The sequence below is a fragment of the Olivibacter sp. SDN3 genome (genome assembly GCF_014334135.1).
In the GTDB taxonomy this organism is placed as follows: Bacteria; Bacteroidota; Bacteroidia; order Sphingobacteriales; family Sphingobacteriaceae; genus Olivibacter.
Map to the genome: position 1 here is coordinate 1,124,787 of NZ_CP060497.1, position 20,584 is coordinate 1,145,370.

15 protein-coding genes are annotated in these 20,584 nt (G+C 40.4%); 6 read left to right on the top strand and 9 right to left on the bottom strand.

Annotated features, from left to right (window positions below; all coding sequences use genetic code 11):
- The first annotated feature begins 1 nt into the window (after position 1).
- The 3 genes from H8S90_RS04475 (at position 2) to H8S90_RS04485 (ending at position 3,030) form a co-directional block, all read left to right on the top strand.
- Positions 2-847 carry a protein-glutamate O-methyltransferase CheR gene (locus tag H8S90_RS04475; protein WP_187341387.1) on the top strand — a complete coding sequence of 282 codons (846 nt, stop codon included), beginning with the start codon at positions 2-4 and terminating at the stop codon, positions 845-847.
- 151 nt (positions 848-998) lie between these two features.
- A complete protein-coding gene (locus tag H8S90_RS04480) occupies positions 999-1,970 on the top strand; it encodes a polyprenyl synthetase family protein (protein ID WP_187341388.1) in 972 nt (323 codons plus the stop codon).
- Between the two features lie 4 nt (positions 1,971-1,974).
- On the top strand, positions 1,975-3,030 hold the full coding sequence (locus H8S90_RS04485; protein ID WP_187341389.1) for a TerC family protein: 1,056 nt from the start codon (positions 1,975-1,977) through the stop codon (positions 3,028-3,030).
- A 28-nt stretch (positions 3,031-3,058) separates the two neighbouring features.
- Here H8S90_RS04485 and H8S90_RS04490 read toward each other — a convergent pair whose 3' ends face one another.
- Together H8S90_RS04490 and pnuC are read right to left on the bottom strand one after the other, a co-directional pair.
- Entirely contained in the window at positions 3,059-3,604 is a 546-nt protein-coding gene (locus tag H8S90_RS04490; protein ID WP_187341390.1) for an AAA family ATPase, read from the bottom strand.
- Positions 3,586-4,185, bottom strand: coding sequence for a nicotinamide riboside transporter PnuC (gene pnuC / locus H8S90_RS04495; RefSeq protein WP_187341391.1), 600 nt, complete (start codon positions 4,183-4,185; stop codon positions 3,586-3,588). Before pnuC ends, H8S90_RS04490 begins: the two co-directional genes overlap by 19 nt.
- Positions 4,186-4,441: 256 nt before the next feature.
- Between pnuC and carB the strand changes: the two genes are divergently transcribed.
- On the top strand, positions 4,442-7,258 hold the full coding sequence (gene carB / locus H8S90_RS04500; RefSeq protein ID WP_187341392.1) for a carbamoyl-phosphate synthase large subunit: 2,817 nt from the start codon (positions 4,442-4,444) through the stop codon (positions 7,256-7,258).
- Between the two features lie 314 nt (positions 7,259-7,572).
- Here carB and H8S90_RS04505 read toward each other — a convergent pair whose 3' ends face one another.
- The 7 genes from H8S90_RS04505 to H8S90_RS04535 all read right to left on the bottom strand — a co-directional run bounded on the left by H8S90_RS04505 (position 7,573) and on the right by H8S90_RS04535 (position 18,642).
- Positions 7,573-12,192 (bottom strand): efflux RND transporter permease subunit, encoded by a 4,620-nt coding sequence (locus H8S90_RS04505; RefSeq protein ID WP_187341393.1) that lies wholly within the window; start codon positions 12,190-12,192, stop codon positions 7,573-7,575.
- Positions 12,193-12,257: 65 nt separating this feature from the next.
- Positions 12,258-13,403 (bottom strand): efflux RND transporter periplasmic adaptor subunit, encoded by a 1,146-nt coding sequence (locus tag H8S90_RS04510; protein ID WP_187341394.1) that lies wholly within the window; start codon positions 13,401-13,403, stop codon positions 12,258-12,260.
- Positions 13,404-13,589: 186 nt separating this feature from the next.
- On the bottom strand, positions 13,590-13,985 hold the full coding sequence (locus H8S90_RS04515; RefSeq protein WP_187341395.1) for a hypothetical protein: 396 nt from the start codon (positions 13,983-13,985) through the stop codon (positions 13,590-13,592).
- A 73-nt stretch (positions 13,986-14,058) separates the two neighbouring features.
- Positions 14,059-15,438, bottom strand: a complete 1,380-nt coding sequence (gene radA / locus H8S90_RS04520) for a DNA repair protein RadA (RefSeq protein WP_187341396.1) — start codon at positions 15,436-15,438, stop codon at positions 14,059-14,061.
- A gap of 99 nt (positions 15,439-15,537) precedes the next feature.
- Complete coding sequence (locus H8S90_RS04525) at positions 15,538-17,091, bottom strand: Rne/Rng family ribonuclease (protein ID WP_187341397.1); 1,554 nt, start codon at positions 17,089-17,091, stop codon at positions 15,538-15,540.
- 395 nt (positions 17,092-17,486) lie between these two features.
- Positions 17,487-18,329 carry a tetratricopeptide repeat protein gene (locus tag H8S90_RS04530; protein ID WP_187341398.1) on the bottom strand — a complete coding sequence of 281 codons (843 nt, stop codon included), beginning with the start codon at positions 18,327-18,329 and terminating at the stop codon, positions 17,487-17,489.
- 28 nt (positions 18,330-18,357) lie between these two features.
- Positions 18,358-18,642 carry an HU family DNA-binding protein gene (locus tag H8S90_RS04535; protein ID WP_187341399.1) on the bottom strand — a complete coding sequence of 95 codons (285 nt, stop codon included), beginning with the start codon at positions 18,640-18,642 and terminating at the stop codon, positions 18,358-18,360.
- A 355-nt stretch (positions 18,643-18,997) separates the two neighbouring features.
- On the opposite strand from H8S90_RS04535, the gene mutY reads away from it, so the two are divergent.
- Positions 18,998-20,107 (top strand): A/G-specific adenine glycosylase, encoded by a 1,110-nt coding sequence (gene mutY, locus H8S90_RS04540; protein WP_187341400.1) that lies wholly within the window; start codon positions 18,998-19,000, stop codon positions 20,105-20,107.
- Complete coding sequence (locus tag H8S90_RS04545; protein ID WP_187341401.1) at positions 20,068-20,520, top strand: single-stranded DNA-binding protein; 453 nt, start codon at positions 20,068-20,070, stop codon at positions 20,518-20,520. Before mutY ends, H8S90_RS04545 begins: the two co-directional genes overlap by 40 nt.
- Positions 20,521-20,584 lie beyond the last annotated feature (64 nt).

Genomic DNA, 20,584 nt, shown 5'->3' on the forward strand with positions numbered 1-20,584 from the left:
TATGTGGCAGCCTCCTGTGATACAAGACAATGACCTGGATATTATCGTTAACGACCTCCTGGAGATTCATGGCTATGACTTTAGAGATTATAGTAAAGCATCGTTAAAACGGCAGGTAAATAGACTATACACCAAAGATAAATTCCCCAGCTTCGCAGAAATGCGCTATCACCTAAAAACTGACCGATCCTACTTCAGGCGCTTTGTAGAAGAAATTACCGTCAATGTTACTGAAATGTTTAGGGATGCTGATTTTTACATTTATCTCCGGAACCATATTATCCCAACTTTAGGCACTTACCCATTTATTCGTATATGGGTAGCAGGCTGTTCTACAGGCGAGGAAGCGTATTCATTAGCAATACTGATGAAAGAAGCTAACTTACTCCAAAAAACCTTGATATATGCTACCGACCTAAGCCCTTCAGTGTTGGATCATGCTCGGGAAGGTATTTTCTCTATAAAAAGCATGAAACGCTATTCTGAAAATTATATACAAGCAGGTGGTAGTTCAGAATTTTCTTCTTACTACACGGCAAACTACCATTATGCAAAGTTTAATAAAGAATTCATAGATCGCATCATCTTTAGTCAGCACAATCTGGTTTCTGATGGTTCATTCAATGAATTCCAGTTAATCTCCTGCCGAAATGTACTTATCTATTTTAACAGCAGCCTGCAAAACCGTGTCTTCCATCTGTTTGATAATAGTTTGGCCCGTTTGGGCTACCTCGCATTAGGCACAAAAGAAACCGTTATATTTTCGAAAGTCGCCAACCATTATAGACAGGTACAGCAACATATGAAAATATGGCGTAAACAGGGAACGCTAACTGATCACGGATAAACGGTATAGCCAAAAATATACCATAGGTCTCGAAAGCATAACGTAATATTTTAATGATTTTTCTTATGTTTGTCAGGCCTTTGAGGCTATTCTATTGCGCTTAAAAGAAGCAGCAGAATAAAATAGAAGCGGTAATAAATCAGATGCTTACATGTTAAAACTCGAGGAGATTAAGAGACCAATCGCTGCCGAACTCGATATCTTTGAAGCAAAATTCAAAGAATCTATGCGAAGCTCCGTTCCTTTGCTAGATCGTATAACCCATTATATAGTAAAAAGAAAAGGCAAACAAATGCGTCCAATGTTTGTTTTTTTTGCTGCCGGTGCCTGTGGAGATATCAATGAATCAACACATAGAGGAGCAGCGTTGGTCGAGCTAGTGCATACGGCAACACTTGTACACGATGACGTGGTTGACAACTCCTATCAGCGTCGTGGTTTCTTTTCGGTTAATGCATTATGGAAGAATAAGATCGCTGTGCTCGTGGGTGATTTTTTACTAAGCAAAGGATTGTCGCTATCGGTAAAGAATCAAGATTTCGAGTTCCTGAGAATATTGAATGAAGCAGTAACCGAAATGAGTGAAGGAGAGTTATTACAAATGGAAAAAGCGCGTCGCTTAGACATCGATGAAAAGGTTTACTTTGAAGTCATCAGGCAGAAAACAGCTTCTTTAATTGCATCATGCTGTGCCTGCGGTGCCGCATCGACCAATGCTTCCGAAGAAACGATAAGAAAAATGCACGCCTTTGGTGAAAAAGTAGGTATTGCTTTTCAGATTAAAGACGACTTGTTCGATTTTGGATTTGACGACGTGGGTAAACCCCTCGGTATAGATATCAAGGAAAAAAAGCTTACCTTACCATTGATTTATGCACTGAATCACACGGATAAATCGACCAAAAGACACATAATTAACCTTGTAAAAAACCAAAACGAAGACCAAAAAAAGGTAACAGAAGTTATCAATTTTGTCAGATCCAGTGGCGGAATGGAATATGCAAAAGAAAGGATGATCGACTATCAAACAGCGGCTTTTGACATCTTACAGACCTTTCAACAAAGTCAATACAGAGATGGATTGGAGCAACTAGTACGTTTTACGACAGAGAGAAACAAGTAAACAAATGACCAACGAACTGCTATTTTTCTTAGGCTTTTTAGCTTTTATTATATTAATGCTCTCCATCGATCTTGGCCTTTTTAATAAGAAAGATCACGAAGTATCCCTAAAAGAAGCTTCTATTATGAGCTCCATCTGGGTAAGTTTCGCTTTGGCTTTTTATGTAGTACTTCGACTCTGGGGAGATAAGTTACATGATATTCAAGACTTTACTCACCTTCAAGAGATCACGCAGAAACACCTACATAACATCAAGCTAATACCGGACGATTTTGCTGCAAGCATAGAAATATATAAGAAAAATCTTTCTCTGGAATATCTTACGGGCTACGTCGTTGAATATGCCTTATCCGTCGATAATATTTTTGTGATGGTCTTAATCTTCACTTCCTTCGGCGTGCCTTCGAAATATTACCATCGGGTGTTGGTTTGGGGAATAATAGGGGCCATTGTTTTACGTTTTCTCTTTATTTTTCTTGGAGCGACCTTAATCAATAGATTTGAGTGGATATTGTACGTTTTTGGATTATTCCTAGTATACACGGGGATAATGATGTTTATCAATCGAAATGAAGAGGAAGAGATTGATCCAAAAAATCATAAAGTAGTAAAATTTGCCTCAAAATATTTTGCAGTATACCCTTCTTTTGTTGATAACCATTTCTTCCACAAAGAAAATGGAAAGAAATATATCACCCCCCTATTTCTAGTGCTACTGGTGATCGAATTTACCGACCTAATCTTTGCCGTTGATTCTATACCTGCCATTTTTGCTGTCACGAAAGATCCTTATATCGTATTCTTTTCCAATATTTTCGCAATTTTGGGTTTGCGGTCAATGTTCTTCTTGTTGGTCAATATTATACATAAATTCCATTATCTAAAAATAGGACTCTCTTTCTTGCTTGTTTTTATCGGTCTAAAAATGCTCGCACATCACTGGCTCGAAGAGTGGGGCTTTACCACGGCCCATTCACTGTACGTCATTGTCGGAATCTTAGCTATAAGTGTAATCGCCTCACTGTTATTTCCTAAAAAAGCCGAAGCGAATAACTCGTAGCAAGCAAGATGCACCGCTGTATAATGGCTTATGAGTTATGATTGCCCAACCACAGATCTACAGCTTGCCTTGCATGGGTAAAACGCTCCTCACCAACGCCAGAAATGATTTGGTAATCTGCCTGTAGTGCTGTCAATTCCTGTTTCCATACATCAAGGAAATACGTGCGTTGCTCCGGTTCCGGAAAATCCCGTAAGGGATCATCTTCCCAGGGAAGATCAATATTCATTAACAGGTAGTAATCATAAGCATGAGATTTTAACCTGCTTAGCACCTCCTCAGGCGTATTTCCAAACAAATAATCACACCAAACTTTGACCGTTAAAAATGTAGTGTCGCAAAACATTAGCCCATTTACAGCAAAAGGTTCCAGGCTTCTTTCCAAGGCCAATTGTCCATAATATATGTTTAGTTCATCCTGTAAGGTGTAAGCCCGGTTGAGGTTTCTACAATATTCACGGGAATACTCGGGTACACTAACGGTACCATAAAAACGTGCCAATTGTTCAGAAATAATTGATTTCCCGGTAGACTCAGGCCCTACTATTGCGATTTTTATTGGTTTGTTCTCCATGTTTTTTTCCAATCTTTATAACCTTCCCAAGCAATTAAAACTAGTACCGCATACAAAATAGCCGTCAAGAAAAAACCTTTATATATAAACAGAGGAATATAAAAAACATCTACTACTATCCATAACAACCAATTCTGTAAGACCTTTCTGGTCATCAAAAATTGTGCGACAAAACTAACGGATGCCAGTGTGCCATCAATATAGGCAACATCCGTATCTGTAAAGTGGTACAGAAATGATCCGAGTCCAATAGATAAAATACCAATAGCCAATAAGGAGTACAGGATATTTCTCACGGAAAAGCTCACTACAGGCTTCTTATGCTCCTGCTTACGCTTAATCCAATAATACCAACCGTAGATGGCTGTAAATAAAAAATAACCCTGCAAAAGCATCTCTCCATACAACTTTCCTTCATAAAAAAGTACGCTGTATGCCAATATACTGAACATGCTGATAGGCCAATTGAGAATATGTTGTTTTGCAGCCAAATAGATGCAGACAAAACCTGTAATAACTGCAAACCATTCCAGAAGGGATGTCTGTAAAAATTGCGTGGCCAGTTGATTGAAAATGTTCAATGATTCTTTTCTTTATTGTTTTAAATAAATATGCTTGGAGAGTGCAATACCTTTTGCACCAAACATAAAGAAAATCACTTTTATCCGCAAATTTGCAACAAACACACTATTTTCAATTCTTTTTTAAATTATTGATCAAAAAATCCTATCTTTGCACTCCGACAAAGCAGTCGGAAAATATCTCTTCAGCAACAGACATTTCTGCACTGTTTTTTCTCTTGTTCTTTTTTTAAAACTATATTTTTGAACATATAAAATGCCAAAAAACACCTCCATTCGCTCAGTGCTGATTATCGGTTCGGGCCCCATTATTATCGGACAGGCCTGTGAATTTGACTATTCGGGTTCTCAAGCAGCTCTTTCTTTAAAAGAAGAAGGCATTGAGGTTTCTATCATCAATTCAAATCCGGCAACAATCATGACCGATAAGGTCATAGCAGACCACGTTTACCTCTTGCCTCTTACGGCAGATAGTATTGAACAAATTCTAGAAGAACGCAAGATTGATGCCGTACTGCCTACCATGGGCGGACAGACCGCATTAAATCTTTGCATCGAAGCCTCTAATAGAGGAATCTGGGAAAAGCATGGTGTTAAAGTGATCGGTGTAGATGTAGCCGCGATCGAAAAAACAGAGAACAGAGAAGCGTTCCGTCAGCTTATGATCGATATTGGTGTTGGTGTTGCAAAATCAAAAATTGCCAACTCTTTTCTTGAAGGTAAAGAGGGAGCCCAAGAAATTGGCTTTCCATTGGTAATCCGTCCAAGTTATACTTTAGGTGGAACTGGAGGTGGTTTCGTGCATAAAAAAGAAGATTTTGAAGCAGCATTAAGCCGTGGCTTACAAGCTTCACCAACCCATGAGGTATTAGTGGAGCAAGCTGTTTTAGGCTGGAAAGAATATGAGCTGGAGTTATTACGCGACGGCAACGACAACGTCATCATTATCTGCTCCATTGAAAATTTTGATCCGATGGGAATTCATACCGGAGATTCGATCACTGTCGCTCCAGCTATGACACTTAGCGATACCTGTTATCAGGAAATGCGCAATCAAGCTATCAAAATGATGCGTGCCATTGGAAATTTTGCCGGTGGATGTAATGTACAGTTTTCTGTCAATCCTGAAAACGAGGAAATTATTGCCATTGAAATTAATCCCAGGGTATCTCGTTCATCCGCTCTTGCATCTAAAGCCACTGGCTATCCTATTGCTAAGATAGCTGCAAAATTAGCTATTGGATATAATTTAGATGAACTCGAAAATCAAATCACCAAAACAACTTCAGCTTATTTTGAGCCAACACTTGATTATGTCATTGTAAAATCTCCTCGCTGGAACTTCGCTAAATTTAAGGGCGCAAATAGAGAGCTTGGATTACAAATGAAATCGGTGGGAGAAGTAATGGCTATTGGCCGCACTTTCATTGAGGCGCTACAAAAAGCTTGTCAAAGCCTAGAGACCAACCGGTTAGGCCTAGGAGCAGATGGCAAGCAAGTACGTAATTTGGAGGAAATTATGCACAGCTTGGAGCATCCCAGCAGTGGCCGTTTATTCCATATTAAAGATGCCTTTGAGATGGGGGTACCATTAGAGTCTATACGTAAAGCAACATTGATAGACAAATGGTTTCTCGTACAAATACAAGAGCTCGTAGAGCTCGAAACCGAACTCAAGCGTTATGCGCTGAATAATATACCAAAAGACTTTTTCTTAACTCTCAAACAAAAAGGATTCTCTGACGGACAGATTGCCTGGCTGTTAGGCAATGTTGAAGAAGATGAGGTGTATCATCGCAGAAGAGAGCTCGGTATCAAACGAGTGTATAAGATGGTGGATACCTGCGCGGCAGAGTTCCCCGCTTTAACCCCTTACTATTACTCAACATTCGAAGAAGAAAACGAATCGATTCCGAGCGAGAAAAAGAAAATAGTTGTGTTGGGTTCCGGCCCCAATCGTATCGGCCAAGGTATTGAGTTCGATTATTCTTGTGTACATGGTTTACTTGCATCTAAAGAAGCGGGTTACGAGGCCATCATGATCAACTGTAATCCTGAGACGGTTTCCACAGATTTCAACATGGCCGACAAGTTGTATTTTGAACCTGTATTCTGGGAACACGTACGTGAGATCATTGATCTGGAGAAACCTGAAGGCGTAATCGTACAACTTGGCGGACAAACAGCCCTTAAAATGGCAAAGCAGCTCAAAGAAACCGGCATTAAAATTATCGGTACTTCTTTTGACGATATGGACCTTGCCGAAGATCGTGGCCGATTCTCTGATCTATTAAAAGAATTAGCTATTCCTTATCCAAGATATGGCGTCGCAGAAAACGCTGAGGAAGCCATCCGGGTAGCCAATGAGGTGGGATATCCCGTGCTTGTACGCCCGAGCTATGTGCTAGGTGGACAAGGGATGAGCATTGTGATCAATGACGAAGAGCTTGAAAAAGCAGTCATTAAAATCATGAAAAATATGCCCGGTAACCGTGTTTTGATCGATCATTTCTTAGATCGGGCGGAAGAAGCCGAGTCTGATTCCATCTGTGATGGAGATGAAGTGCATATTATCGGCATGATGGAACATATTGAACCGGCGGGAATACATTCAGGTGATTCCAGCGCTGTACTTCCTCCCTTCAGTTTATCAACTGCAGTTCAGGAAAAAATGGAAGAATACTCCAAAAAGATCGCCAAAGCACTGAATGTACGCGGATTATTAAACATCCAGTTTGCGATAAAAGACGAAAAGGTATATGTTATCGAGGCTAACCCGAGAGCATCACGAACCGTTCCATTTATTGCAAAAGCATACGATGTTCCTTATATCAATATCGCTACCAAGGTTATGCTTGGCCATAATAAGTTAAAAGACTTTACCATTACCCGGAAATTAAAGGGTTACGCTATTAAAGAACCGGTCTTTTCCTTCGATAAATTCCCGGATGTTGATAAGCAATTAGGGCCTGAAATGCGTTCAACTGGAGAAGCTATACGCTTCATTAAAGATCTTGACGACCCTTATTTCAGACATCTATATGCTGAGAAATCCATGTATTTGAGTAAATAGTAAAAAGCTCCTTGTGATTTAAGCATTTTGGATGCACCACACAACGGTAACGCTCGCGCTGCTCACGCCACTAGGTTGCTTAGGCGCATCCAAACCTGCAATTGAAGTCCGAACGGGTCGTGTGACCGTTGCAGACACGGCCTTGGAGACGGCAGCGGAGCGCGCCCGGATCCAGACGTGGAGCAACGGACACACAACCAATCTTGTTAAATGGGATTCCGCTTTTTAAGTATTTCGGATACGCCACACAATGGTAACGCTCGCACTGCTCACGCCACTAGGTTGCTTAGGCGCATCCAAACCAAACCTGCCTATCAATTATTCACTTGATATTCTTCTTCCTGAGGTGCGTTCCATCCTCCTCCTAGAGCCCTATACAAATCAATTACTGTTTGTAGATATTCTTTATATGTTCTATTAAGCGCTATCTCTGCTTCCAGAACACTTCGCTGTGAGGTAATCACATCGAGATAACTCGCTCTTCCAGCCCTAAAGAGCTCTCCTGAGGCATCAACCGCCAATATCAACGCTTCAACTTCTTCCTCGTTCAGTTGCTGTCTATTTCTTAGGTGCTGTTGTGCCTTTAAGCCGGTTTCAACTTCCTGCCAAGCTTTTAACACTGTCTTTTCATATTCTTGATATTCAATTCCACTATTGGCCAATTGTTGTTCATACTCCGAACGAATAAGACGTTGATTGAATATCGGCCCTGTAAACCCGCCTACTAATCCGTAAGCAATAGAGCTTGGTGTAACGAACAGCTTGGAGATATCAAACGCTTGAAGACCTACATAGGGAGAAAATTGTAAAGATGGCAAAAACGCCGCACGAGCAGCTTTAACATCTCCTTTTGCGGCCAGTAAATTCAACTCCGCTGCGCGTATATCTGGTCTCAAAATCAACATATTTGCAGGTATTCCCGGGTTTAAGCCTCGGGATAGGGGATAATCTTCAATATTTACCTTGCTCCTTGTTATTCCTTCAGAAAATTTACCACATAAGAAATTAAGGTAGTTTTCTTGGGCATTGATATCTTGGAGCACCTGCTCTTTCAGTCCTTTCGAGTTAAGGAGCACGGCTTTCATTTGCTGTACACCCAGCTCGGTAGTTCTTCCTCCCTCCTTTTGTACTTGAATAAGTTCATAAGATTCTTCCTGTAGCCCAATATTTTTCTCCAGTATAGCCAGCTCATTATCTAAAGCCAGTAACTCATAATAAGAAGAGGCAACCTCCGCAACTAACTGCGTACTCACCAATCGTTGGCCTTCATAGGATGAAAGGAAACGAGCAAAGGCTGCCTTTTTCCTATTCTTCAACTTACCCCAGATATCTATTTCCCAAGAAGCTCGTAAACCCAAAAGGTAATCGGGCAGCGGGTCAGGCAAGCGCTCATCATCCTTCAAGTTCTCGGAAAAGTTGGTGTCATAATTGCCAATACCATCCATGGTATAAAAACCATATTTTCTTAAACCCGCCTGCGCCTCTGCACTGATAGAGGGAAATAAAGCTCCTTTGCGCATGCGCATATTTGCTCTAGCCATTTCCACCCTATAAAGTGCTTGCTGCATATCCGGGTTATTTTCTATGGCTGTATCAATTAAATCAATCAGGTGTTGGTCCTGAAAAAAAGAATGCCACGGCGTAGAAGCAATAGAAGTTGTATCACCTTGTATAGTATCCTGTTTATTCCCTCCTGTGAAACTCTCGGGAATTTCCCGATGTCGATAATCTATATCCTTTTTTACCCCACAGGCACTCATCAACAAAGCTATTAACATCATTGGGAGGATTGCTTCTTTCACTTTAGCAATAGTAGATTTTCCTTCTTTTTTACTTTTGCCCAGCGAAGCAAATAGCACATATAAACCCGGAACTACAACCACACCTATTATTGTTCCGATGATCATGCCTCCAAATGCAGCGGTGCCTATCGACCGGTTGCCTAAAGCACCCGCACCGTTTGCAAATACCAGTGGGATCAACCCCGCATTAAAAGCGAAAGACGTCATCAAAATCGGGCGCAACCGAGCAACAGCTCCTTCTTTTGCTGCCTGCAGAATAGGCATTCCTTCTTTCCTGCGAAGTTCGGCAAACTCAATAATCAATATAGCGTTCTTACCTAACAGACCTATCAACATAATCAGCGCGACCTGAGCATAGATATTGTTTTCAAGACCGGTTACCTTTAATAGGAAAAAGGCTCCAAAAACACCCGCTGGTAAACTCAAGATTACACCCAAAGGCAACAGAAAACTTTCATATTGAGCGGCGAGCAACAAATACACAAACAACAAACATAAAGCGAAGATATAAACTGCTTGATTTCCTGATAAAATCTCCTCCCTTGTCATACCTGACCATTCAATATCAAAGCCTTGCGGGAGCTTCGCCGCAATACGCTCTACAGCTTCTATCACTTGCCCAGAACTATAGCCATCTGCTGCGTCTCCCGTAATCATAGCAGAGGTAAACATGTTATAGCGTGTAAGCTGTTCGGGCCCGTAGATGCGATCCATTTCTATGAACGTAGAATAAGGAACCATTTTTCCACTATCACTTTTTGCATACATCTTCAACACGTCCTCTGGTTTACCTCTATAATCAGCTTCCGCTTGTACCATAACCTTATACATTTGACCAAAGCGTATAAAATTAGACGCATAAAAACTACCCATTAAGGTCTGCAAAGTAGTCATCGCATTTTCAACGCTGATACCTAATTTGGCTGCCATATCATAGTCCACCTTAATCAAATATTGCGGAAAGTTGGGATCGAAACTCGTGAAGGCATTTCCAACAGCTGGTTCACTCTGCAGTTCCTGAATAAAATCTGCCAGCACTTTCGACAGCTCATTTAGGTCATCACTCCCACTTCGGTCTAGCACCCTGAGCTCAAAACCACTGGCATTGCCAAACCCGGGCACGGTTGGTGGAGGGAAAAACTCGATATCTGCATCCGCAATTACGGCTGTTTCCTTATCCAACAACTTCATCAGATCACTGACCGACTCATCGCGTTCCTCCCAAGGTTTTAAGTTAATCATCCCCATACCGTACGAGGCTCCCGTAACCTCATTCACCAAACTATAGCCAGCCAACGTAGAAACACTTTCTACGGCATCGAACTTTCTACTTAATTGATCAATCTCATCTAACACGGCCTCTGTACGCTCTACAGTTGCCCCTGCAGGCGTCGTTACATTAACGTAGATCATACCCTGATCTTCCGTCGGGATAAACCCCGAAGGCAATATCGCGCTCATACCCCAGGTTGCCAGAAAAAAAGCAACCAGTAAACCCAACGTAATGCTTCTCCGTCCGGCAATTCTGCCCACTAAGCCGCTATATTTACCTGAAACGCGGTCGTATACCTGATTAAACTGCTTAAAGAAATTTCCCAGCAGGCCTTTTGGCGAGGAATGATGATGATCCACCGGTTTCAAAATCAGCGCACATAAAGCCGGAGTTAAGGTTAGTGCATTTACTCCGGAAATTATAATGGCTCCTGCCAATGTTAGGGAAAATTGCCGATAAAATACGCCCACAGGCCCGTCCAAAAACGCTACGGGAACAAATACCGCCGACATAACTAGCGTGATGGCAATAATTGCACTACTAATATCTCGCATAGCGGCGATAGTAGCCTCCATGGGCGCCAGCCCCTCTTCCATTTTAACATGAACAGCCTCTACTACCACGATGGCATCATCTACCACAATACCTATCGCTAACACCAGAGCAAAAAGAGTCAATAAATTAACGGAAAACCCTAAGAGCTGCATCACAAATAATGCCCCGATCAAACACACAGGTACAGCTAAACCGGGGATCAAAGTCGAACGAAAATCCTGTAAAAAAATAAACACAACCAAAAATACCAGGATAAAAGCCTCAACTAACGTATGGAGCACCTCATTGATTGAAGCATCCAAAAACCTGGAAACATCGTAGCCCATCGTATACTTCATGCCGGGAGGGAAAGAGGTTCCCTGTAATTCGGCCATCCTTTCCTTCACCCGGTTTATAACATCTTTTGCATTGGAGCCTGGCAGTTGCTTCATCATAATAGAGGCAGAAGGCTTGCCTTCAGCTTTTGAAGCCATTTCATACTCTATAGAACCGAATTCAATCTCCGCAACGTCCCGTAAGCGCAAAATAGATCCGTCTGGATTGGCCCGTAAGGGTATTCTTCTGTATTCTTCAGGTGTACTAAACCTACCTGGATAGCGCAAGACATATTGTTGCATATTAAGTCGCCTATCAGACCCAATACCCGTTTGACCAGGAGCCGCTTCCACATTTTGTGCCCGAATAGCGGTAATAATATCTTCGCTCGATATTTGATATGCCGCCAGGCGATCTGGTTTCAACCACACCCGCATGGCATAGTCTTTAAAGCCCATGATCTCCGCAAACCCAACCCCTTCAATTCTTTTTAACTCTTTTAATACATTGATATCTGCAAAATTATAAATAAAGCGTTCATCAGCGCTGTCGTCGTCGCTATAGATATTCAGGTACATTAACATACTGTTCACGTCCTTTTCCGCGCGTACCCCCGAACGGATAACTTCCTCAGGGAGTTCATCAAGCACAGTGGATATTCTATTCTGAACAGTTACAGCGGCAATATCAGGGTCGGTACCTACCTCGAAGAATACCTGTATCAAGGTTGTTCCGTTATTAGTAGAAACAGTGGTCATATAGGTCATACCCGGCACACCGTTGATAGCACGCTCCAAAGGTATCGCGACGGCATCAGTTGCTACCTCCGCATTGGCCCCAGTATATTCAGCCGTCACCATTACGGATGGTGGAACAATTTCTGGAAATTGTGTTACGGGTAATGTAAATAATGATAAAATACCCAGTAACGTTATAAATAAAGAGATTACCAGTGATAAAACTGGTCTTTTTATGAATCTTTCAAACATAATAACGATCTATTGTTAAGGATAAATGAGACTATCCTTCTACAGCAAAAATAAAATGAATAGACTTATAAACCCATTTCCGGACTATTCAATAAACTATCTAAATGCACTTCCCGAGGCTTAATAACAGATTCATCTTTTAAGCTCTGAGTACCTTCGTAAACAATCCGTTGGTTTTCTTTCAATCCTGATTTTACCAGATAAAAATGTCCAAACCTTGGCCCTGTCTTGAAGCTGGTCATTTTTATTTTATTAGCAGAATCAAGCACGTATACATAAGATCGATCCTGTATTTCAAAAACTGATTTCTGTGGTACAATTAATGTATTTTTTATATCGGTTGGCAGCATGATTTTACCGGTTGAACCATGCTTTAGCATATTTTTTGGATTAGGGAACCTTGCTCTCAGGGCAATGGTTCCGGTAGAAGCTTCAAATTCTGATTCGGCAAGTTCCAGTTTTCCCATAAAGGGATACTCCTGGCCATCGGCAAGCATCAGCTTAACTTGCTTAGCAAAAAAAGTCTTACCCTGTTCACTGTTGCCTATGGTACGGAGGTATTCAGCCTCAGAGATGTCAAAGTAAGCGTAGACCTCCTCGAGATCTGAAACCGAAGTTAGTAATGCACCTTCATTAAGCAAACTTCCAACTTTTAAAGGTATCCGGTCAATTCGGCCATCAAACGGTGCCCGTACATTGGTATAGGCTAATCTTGTCCTGGCGTGCTGGAGATCGGAACGTGCTTCTTCAATTCTTGCTTCCGCCGCTTTCAGCTGTGCCTGTGCAACATCTAAATCGGTCTTGGCAACAATATTCTTACTTACCAACACTTTAACTCTTTCTAACTCAACCGCTACTGTCTTTGCATCGGCAATTGCATTGTTCAGTGCCGCCTGTGCTTTAGAAACTGCCGACCTATATTCATCATCATTAATTTTAAAAAGGATTTGACCTTTACGAACAGTCGTTCCTTCATCAACGTAAATATGATCTAGAAACCCCTGCAACCTCGACCTTACCTCAACATTTCTAACAGCTTGTACATCTGCAACGTAATCTGCATATAGAATAGTGTCGATAGTCTTTAACGTCGTAAAAGGAACTTGACGAAGGTTTTCCTCTTCGTTGGTGCTTCTTCCGTCACTCGATGTGCAACCCAAAACCAGGGCAAGCAATATACAGCATATGCCTATATAAACAGTATCTTTCATTAAGATTCTATAATAATTATGACTAATATTTTTTAATAATTCTATAAAGATTGATGTAAACTACCTAATAATAACTATTAGCTAAGCCATTTAGTTTACATGAACGATTAATTGATTGCGCCATAAACGTCAAACAACTCTTATCGGTATGGCTTTACAGCACCTAATGGCATGAAAGGGAAGAAGCTAGAAAGGTTTTAGCCTAAATAAAAATGTGTAGTATCCCAATAGTGGCGTAGTCTTCGAAACAAAATAACTCTCACTACTCATTAAGGAACACAATATAGGCTTAACAGTTAATATAAAACTATCAAGTACTTTGATGGAAATGTCTATGATGTTAACCAGAAAGTTATAATTGTCGAAAAAGATGTCCGGATCATAGTCACTACCTGACATCGGTAAGTCTAATACATCATCAAAGAAACACTCTAACAGGGTGTCTCCGTCGAAATCTCTGGTTTGGGCTTCGCTAACATCAACATATTGCAATAAATTATCATTAATATAACATGGGAAATAGGTTGTAGTATTAACAAACCCAATAAGTACAATGATATTTATTATCTTAAACAAAGACATGACTTGCAAAATTAGTATTTTTTTAGTACTTATTGTCTTTTTAACACGAACTATATGTAATATTATTGTTTACTTATCCAAAAACTGCACTAAATACCTCTTCAACTTTGGCAACCCATTTTATTTCTATCTGATATTTTGAGGTATCCACACCTTTTTTGTTATATTTAGAGATATAGATTTGTTCAAATCCTAATTTTTCCGCTTCAGCAATCCGCTGTTCTACTCGATTAACAGCTCTTATCTCACCAGATAAACCAACTTCTCCCGCAAAAGCTATATTGGTCGATACCGCAATATCCTGCTGAGAAGAAATAATAGCATTGATAACTGCCAGGTCGATCGCCGGGTCTTCCACCCGCAAGCCACCAGCAATATTTAAAAATACATCCTGAGCGCTCAATCTGAAGCCGAATCTCTTTTCCAAAACAGCCAACAGCATATTCAACCGTTTGGTATCAAAACCTGTCGACGACCGTTGCGGCGTACCATATGCAGCATTACTCACCAATGCCTGTACCTCAATCAATACGGGCCTGGCACCTTCCAGCATAGCAGCAATGGTTATCCCACTTAACGCCGACTCTCGCTGCGAAAGTAAAATGTCAGAGGGATTAGACACTTCCCTTAGGCCTGCACCATGCATTTCGTAAATACCTAATTCAGATGATGAGCCAAAACGGTTTTTCATCGCCCGCAGTATACGATACATATGATGCCGGTCGCCCTCGAACTGTAATACGGTATCAACCATATGCTCCAGTACTTTTGGGCCGGCAATAGCACCATCTTTTGTTATATGACCAATAATAAATACTGGAGTACCCGACTCTTTTGCAAAACGTAACAACTCTGCTGTACATTCCCGCACTTGGGAAACACTTCCAGGAGTTGAGTCTATGTGCGTAGAATAGAGTGTTTGGATGGAATCAATAATCACCAAATTGGGTGCGGTATGTTCAATCTGTTTAAATATATGCTGTACAGAAGTTTCCGTAAGAATATAACAGTTTGCTTTTGACGACTGCACTAGCCTTTCTGCTCGCATTTTTATCTGCTGCTCACTTTCCTCGCCCGAAACGTAGAGCGTCTTCAATCCCGGCAACGTGAGCGCCAATTGCAGCATCAGCGTAGACTTACCAATACCCGGTTCCCCACCTATAAGTACCAAAGAACCGGCAACTATGCCTCCTCCAAGTACTCTGTTCAACTCCTTATCTATCGTTGTTATCCGAGGTTCCTCAGCATAAACAATCTCATGGATAACGGCTGCTTTATTTGTCTTTTTTATAGAAACATCTCCATTACGCCATTCAGGCGTCCTATTTCCTCCCTTTTCCACCAATTCTTCAACAAAAGAATTCCATTCTTGGCAAGAAGGACATTTACCCAACCATTTGGGAGACTCATACCCACAATGCTGACAGAAGTAAGCCGATTTAGTTTTTGCCATAAATTTTGTATCGTGATAAAGATATCAATAATTCAATAGAAAGCCCTGTGGTGTTTAAAACATCACAGGGCTTTTATTTGCAATAATAGTATAACAGCACTAAAGTTTTATTTCTTCTTCTTTCGAGTTAAGGAAATGAAATTCATTCATATAGTACGACGAAATTGCTTTTATCCTAATCCATTTGCCGTATTGAAAAAACCATTTCATACGGCGGGAGATAATCCCCTTCTTGATATAAGCTTCAATATAAGGATGCACACATAAGGTGATACGCCTTTCATTTTGCTCATTAAGTACATAACTCAAATTACTTTCGATATCATCCATCAGTACAATACTCGCTCTGATCTCTCCTGTTCCTCCACAAGCAGGGCACTTTTCGCTGGTAACCACTGTCATTTCAGGCCTTACCCTTTGTCTTGTAATCTGCACCAATCCGAATTTGCTAGGTGGTAGGATAGTATGCTTCGCCCGATCATTGCCCATACATTCTTTAAGATAATCGTGAAGCTCCTTCCGGTTGGTAGGTTTGTGCATATCGATAAAATCGATCACCACTATACCTCCCATATCTCGCAGTCGCAGTTGTCTTGCAATTTCTTTGGCAGCTTCTTTATTTACTTGCAAGGCATTATCTTCCTGGTTTTCTTTATTGGCCGTACGGTTACCGCTATTTACATCAATTACGTGTAGTGCCTCCGTATGCTCAATTACCAGGTAAGCACCACCTTGTAAATTGACAATTTTACCAAAAGCTGCCTTTATCTGTTTTTCAACACCAAAGTACTCAAAGATCGGATCTTTATGCTTATAAAACTTAACGATTTTTTCTAAATCAGGCGATATATCCTGAATGTACGTGCGTGTTTCTTCATAAATGATGTGATCATTTACATAAATATGCGAAAATTCATCGGTTAGAATATCACGCAAAATGGTAGAAGTCCTATCCATCTCGCCCAAAACCTTCTTGGCTGGTTCGGATGACGCCAAGCGTTTACTGAATGATTCCCACTTGGTTATCAGATCACGCAGATCTTTTTCTAATTCAGCAACACCTTTACCTTCCGAAACCGTACGGATAATAACTCCAAAATTGGGAGGCTTTATTGCCTCAACTATTTTTTTTAAACGATTCCGCTCTGTATTACTTTTAATTTTCTTCGAGATGGAAACCGTGTCAGAAAAAGGTACCAGTACTACAAATCGGCCCGCGATAGATAAGTCAGAACTTAACCGGGGACCTTTTGTTGAGATTGGCTCTTTAGCAATCTGTACAGGAAGCAACATATTGCGGCTCAAGATCTCGGAGATCTTCCCAGCCTTATTGATATCTTTTTCTAGTTTTAAACTATTGAGCAGTTTATCTTTGTAACTGCCATTCTTTACTAACTTGGTAAGCTTGATAAGCGATTGTACCTGTGGTCCTAGATCCAAGTAATGCAAAAATGCATCTTTTGAATAACCCACATCTACAAATGCAGCATTGAGGCCCGGCATTATCTTTTTAATGCGCCCTAGGTAAATATCCCCAACAGCATAATTATTATTTACCTGTTCCTTATTTAACTCAACAAGCTGTTTATCCTGCAGTAAAGCAATAGTTGTCCCCGTCTCCGGGGAAGAATCTACAATTAACTCCTTTACCAACAGCTACTTCTTTTTAGAAGGTCCTATCAATATATAAGCACCCAAGCCCAACCTCACTTAATTTACTTTTCTTCAGCAGTGAGCTAATATTCCAGGCGCTCATGGAACCTTCGGTTAAACCATAAAGATTGTTCTAAAAAAACAAACATACTACTACATCATACCTATAGATACGATCAGCGCAATAGAGGGACACCACCAACCACAATAGCCTGCACCTCAAACGATAAGATGCAGGCTACCATGTTCGGCATACGTAAGTACCCTCTATTTTTTCTTATGTCTATTTTTTCTTAAACGTTTTTTACGTTTATGAGTAGCCATTTTATGTCTTTTTCTTTTCTTTCCGCTTGGCATAGCTTAAATTTTTAAAATGTTTTCTATTTAATGATTAATTACTTGCTTAATTCATCAACCTTGCGGTCTATGAACTGTGATAAACTTGGGTCTGCCGCTATAGCTTTGCTTTCCTGAAAAGCCTTAATAGCGTCAGCTTTCAAGCCAATATTTTCGTAACTGGTGGCTAGATAGAACCACGCCTCAGCACTAGGTTTTACTTCAACAACTGTTTTAAATCGGTCAACTGCTTTATCAAACTGACGGGAACGCATTGAAAATAAGCCAAGGTTCATGTTAGCTTTTAAATTTTTCGGTTCCTCTTGAACAACTTCCATTAACATTGCTATCCCCTGCATAGGAGCCCCACCCCCATTTACAATTGCCGTACCCAAACCTGTTTTGGCATCTAAGTTATCTGCATCTAGCTCCAACGCGCTTTGATAAGCTTCTTGTGCATGGTGAACCAGCACTGGTGCTACAACAGTATCTTGTAAATTTTCATAGGCCGCCGTAAAAGCATCACCAGCTTTCATCCAGTTTTCCAGAGAAGGTTCAATCTTGGCTATTTCTTCATAAGAGAAACCCAATGGTGCAGATTTCTCCACGTCATCCCAGTGCCCTGCAAGTTCCTTTAGAAGATTTAACCGTTCTGTTCCTTCGCTGGTAGACAACGCCGCTTCAACTGCTGCAATCTCCTGAACCAATCCCGCATCTAACCCCTGCTTGGCAACGGCGGATACCGATTCCAAATTTACCAGCTCGGCTCCAGCATTACCTGTTGGCTGCGCTTGTTCCATCTCTTCATCTTGCTTCACTAAACCTTTAATAGGTTGCGCCAGCAACACTCCCATGAGTAACACTACCAACGCTATAACTATTATTTGTTTTGACTGATGCATGACTTGATTACTAAATCTTTAAAGCAGACTATTTATTGCCGTTTTTTACTTTCTCAACAAAAACCTTTGCCGGTTTAAAGCTAGGAACATAATGTTCTGGAATAATGATAGCGGTGTTTTTTGAAATGTTACGGGCAGTTTTCTTGGCTCTTTTCTTAACCACAAAACTACCAAACCCCCTAACATACACATTCTCGCCTTCTACCATTGCACCTTTAACTACTTTAAAAAATGCTTCAACAGTTTCCTGTACGTCTACTTTTTCTAAACCTGTTTTGTTAGAAATCTCTGCGATAATTTCTGCTTTAGTCATGTTATATTCTTTCTAATTGTTTTTTCCTTAAAATGCGCCAGATCATTCGATTTGGGGATGCAAAAGTATTGCTTTTAAATGATTTACAAAAATAAATCCTTAATTTTTATGTAAAATATATACAACTTATACTTTTAGCGCAAAAAAATAAACTATTTAGCTATGCTTTAAGAAGTTGTAATTTGTTTACAAACACTTCATACACCGCACACTCAGCAGGCAATCACATTTAAAAAAAACATTTTATTATCAACTTTTTCTTGACAGAAAGTGACATGAAAAACCGAAGCGTAAAAAATGCAGTAACGCTAAGGTGCACACCTGAAGGCTTATTGTTAATTATTACCTTTGCATCATGTCGTTTTCAACAGAAATTATCCGCTGGTACCATCAAAATAAAAGAGACTTACCCTGGCGCCATACAACAGATCCGTACGTGATATGGCTTTCCGAAATTATTCTACAACAAACCCGCGTTGAACAAGGTTTACCCTATTTTAATCGCTTCCTATCAAAATACCCCACGGTTACCGCTTTTGCCAATGAAGAGGAAGATAATATTCTAAGGTTATGGCAAGGATTGGGATATTACTCCCGGGCCAGAAATATGCATAAGGCTGCTAAAATGGTGGTAAATGAATATGGAGGTATTTTTCCTACAACTTACAAAAGTCTACTGACGCTTAGGGGCGTAGGCGAATACACCGCTGCAGCCATTGCATCTTTTTCGGCCAACGAAGCAAAACCAGTAGTAGATGGAAACGTATTTAGAGTGCTTTCGAGATATTTTGGTATCGATGAAGCGATTAATACACCCCAGGGGAAAAAAATATTCTATAAAGTCGCACAAGAGATGTTGGGTGAGAACAATCCGGCAATATACAATCAATCGATCATGGAGTTTGGCGCTCTTCAATGCAAACCTAGAAAGCCAGATTGCCACATATGCCCATTGCAGATAGACTGTTATGCAATAAAAACAAACAAAGTAAATTTTTTACCTGTTAAACTAAAGGGAAAGCCCTCAAGGAATAGATACTTTTATTATTTCATCATTACTAACCAAGATAAAATAGCAGTGCAGAAAAGAGGTCCTAAAGATATATGGGAAAATATGTATCAATTTCCAATGTTGGAATTAACCGAACAAGTTAGCATGGAAGACTTAAAACAACTAGACATCTTCACCGGGTTATTTGGAGATAACACGCAGTTAAAAGTTTTAAGCACGCCAAAAAAGCATGTATTAAGTCACCAAAACATCTATGCAACATTTATAGAGCTTACTCATATAAAGCCAGATAGTGGCAAAAAAAGGCCGTGGAATTATGTTTTTATAAAAGATTTAGATACATTAGCTAAACCTAAATTAATATTCACATTTTTAAGAGATTACAATATTTGCAATAAAAACACTTACAAGCTATGTCAGGAATCAACAAAGTTATTCTGGTTGGACACTTAGGCAAGGATCCCGAGGTTCGCCATTTAGATGGTAATGTCTCAGTTGCGAGTTTTCCTTTGGCAACATCGGAGACATTCAACAAAGACGGTAGAAAGGTAGAGCAGACCGAATGGCATAACATTGTAATGTGGAGAGGACTAGCGGATGTCGCTGCGAAATATCTGCAAAAAGGAAAACTCGTATATATAGAGGGGAAACTTCGTACACGTTCTTACGAAGACAGGGAGGGAGTAAAAAGATATACCACTGAAATTGTTGCCGAGAACTTTACGATGTTAGGTCGTAGGAGTGATTTTGAGCCTCCAGCGGGAAATGGAGATACTGCCAATAAAAACACATCGACAAACTCCGGAGACCAGAGCAGTAATACAGTAAATTTTGATGAAAATAAAGATGATGATTTACCCTTTTAATTTTAAGTAGGAAGACAATAAAATAGCTGATCAAAAAGAAGGGCGCGGTTTTGGAAACCGCGCC

Coding starts and splice junctions, on each gene's coding strand:
- H8S90_RS04510 (WP_187341394.1), bottom strand. CDS start 13,403: ATGAAAGATACTGTTTATATAGGCATATGCTGTATATTGCTTGCCCTG.
- carB (WP_187341392.1), top strand. CDS start 4,442: ATGCCAAAAAACACCTCCATTCGCTCAGTGCTGATTATCGGTTCGGGC.
- H8S90_RS04545 (WP_187341401.1), top strand. CDS start 20,068: ATGTCAGGAATCAACAAAGTTATTCTGGTTGGACACTTAGGCAAGGAT.
- H8S90_RS04535 (WP_187341399.1), bottom strand. CDS start 18,642: ATGACTAAAGCAGAAATTATCGCAGAGATTTCTAACAAAACAGGTTTA.
- H8S90_RS04515 (WP_187341395.1), bottom strand. CDS start 13,985: ATGTCTTTGTTTAAGATAATAAATATCATTGTACTTATTGGGTTTGTT.
- H8S90_RS04485 (WP_187341389.1), top strand. CDS start 1,975: ATGACCAACGAACTGCTATTTTTCTTAGGCTTTTTAGCTTTTATTATA.
- H8S90_RS04505 (WP_187341393.1), bottom strand. CDS start 12,192: ATGTTTGAAAGATTCATAAAAAGACCAGTTTTATCACTGGTAATCTCT.
- H8S90_RS04490 (WP_187341390.1), bottom strand. CDS start 3,604: ATGGAGAACAAACCAATAAAAATCGCAATAGTAGGGCCTGAGTCTACC.
- radA (WP_187341396.1), bottom strand. CDS start 15,438: ATGGCAAAAACTAAATCGGCTTACTTCTGTCAGCATTGTGGGTATGAG.
- H8S90_RS04530 (WP_187341398.1), bottom strand. CDS start 18,329: ATGCATCAGTCAAAACAAATAATAGTTATAGCGTTGGTAGTGTTACTC.
- H8S90_RS04475 (WP_187341387.1), top strand. CDS start 2: ATGTGGCAGCCTCCTGTGATACAAGACAATGACCTGGATATTATCGTT.
- H8S90_RS04480 (WP_187341388.1), top strand. CDS start 999: ATGTTAAAACTCGAGGAGATTAAGAGACCAATCGCTGCCGAACTCGAT.
- mutY (WP_187341400.1), top strand. CDS start 18,998: ATGTCGTTTTCAACAGAAATTATCCGCTGGTACCATCAAAATAAAAGA.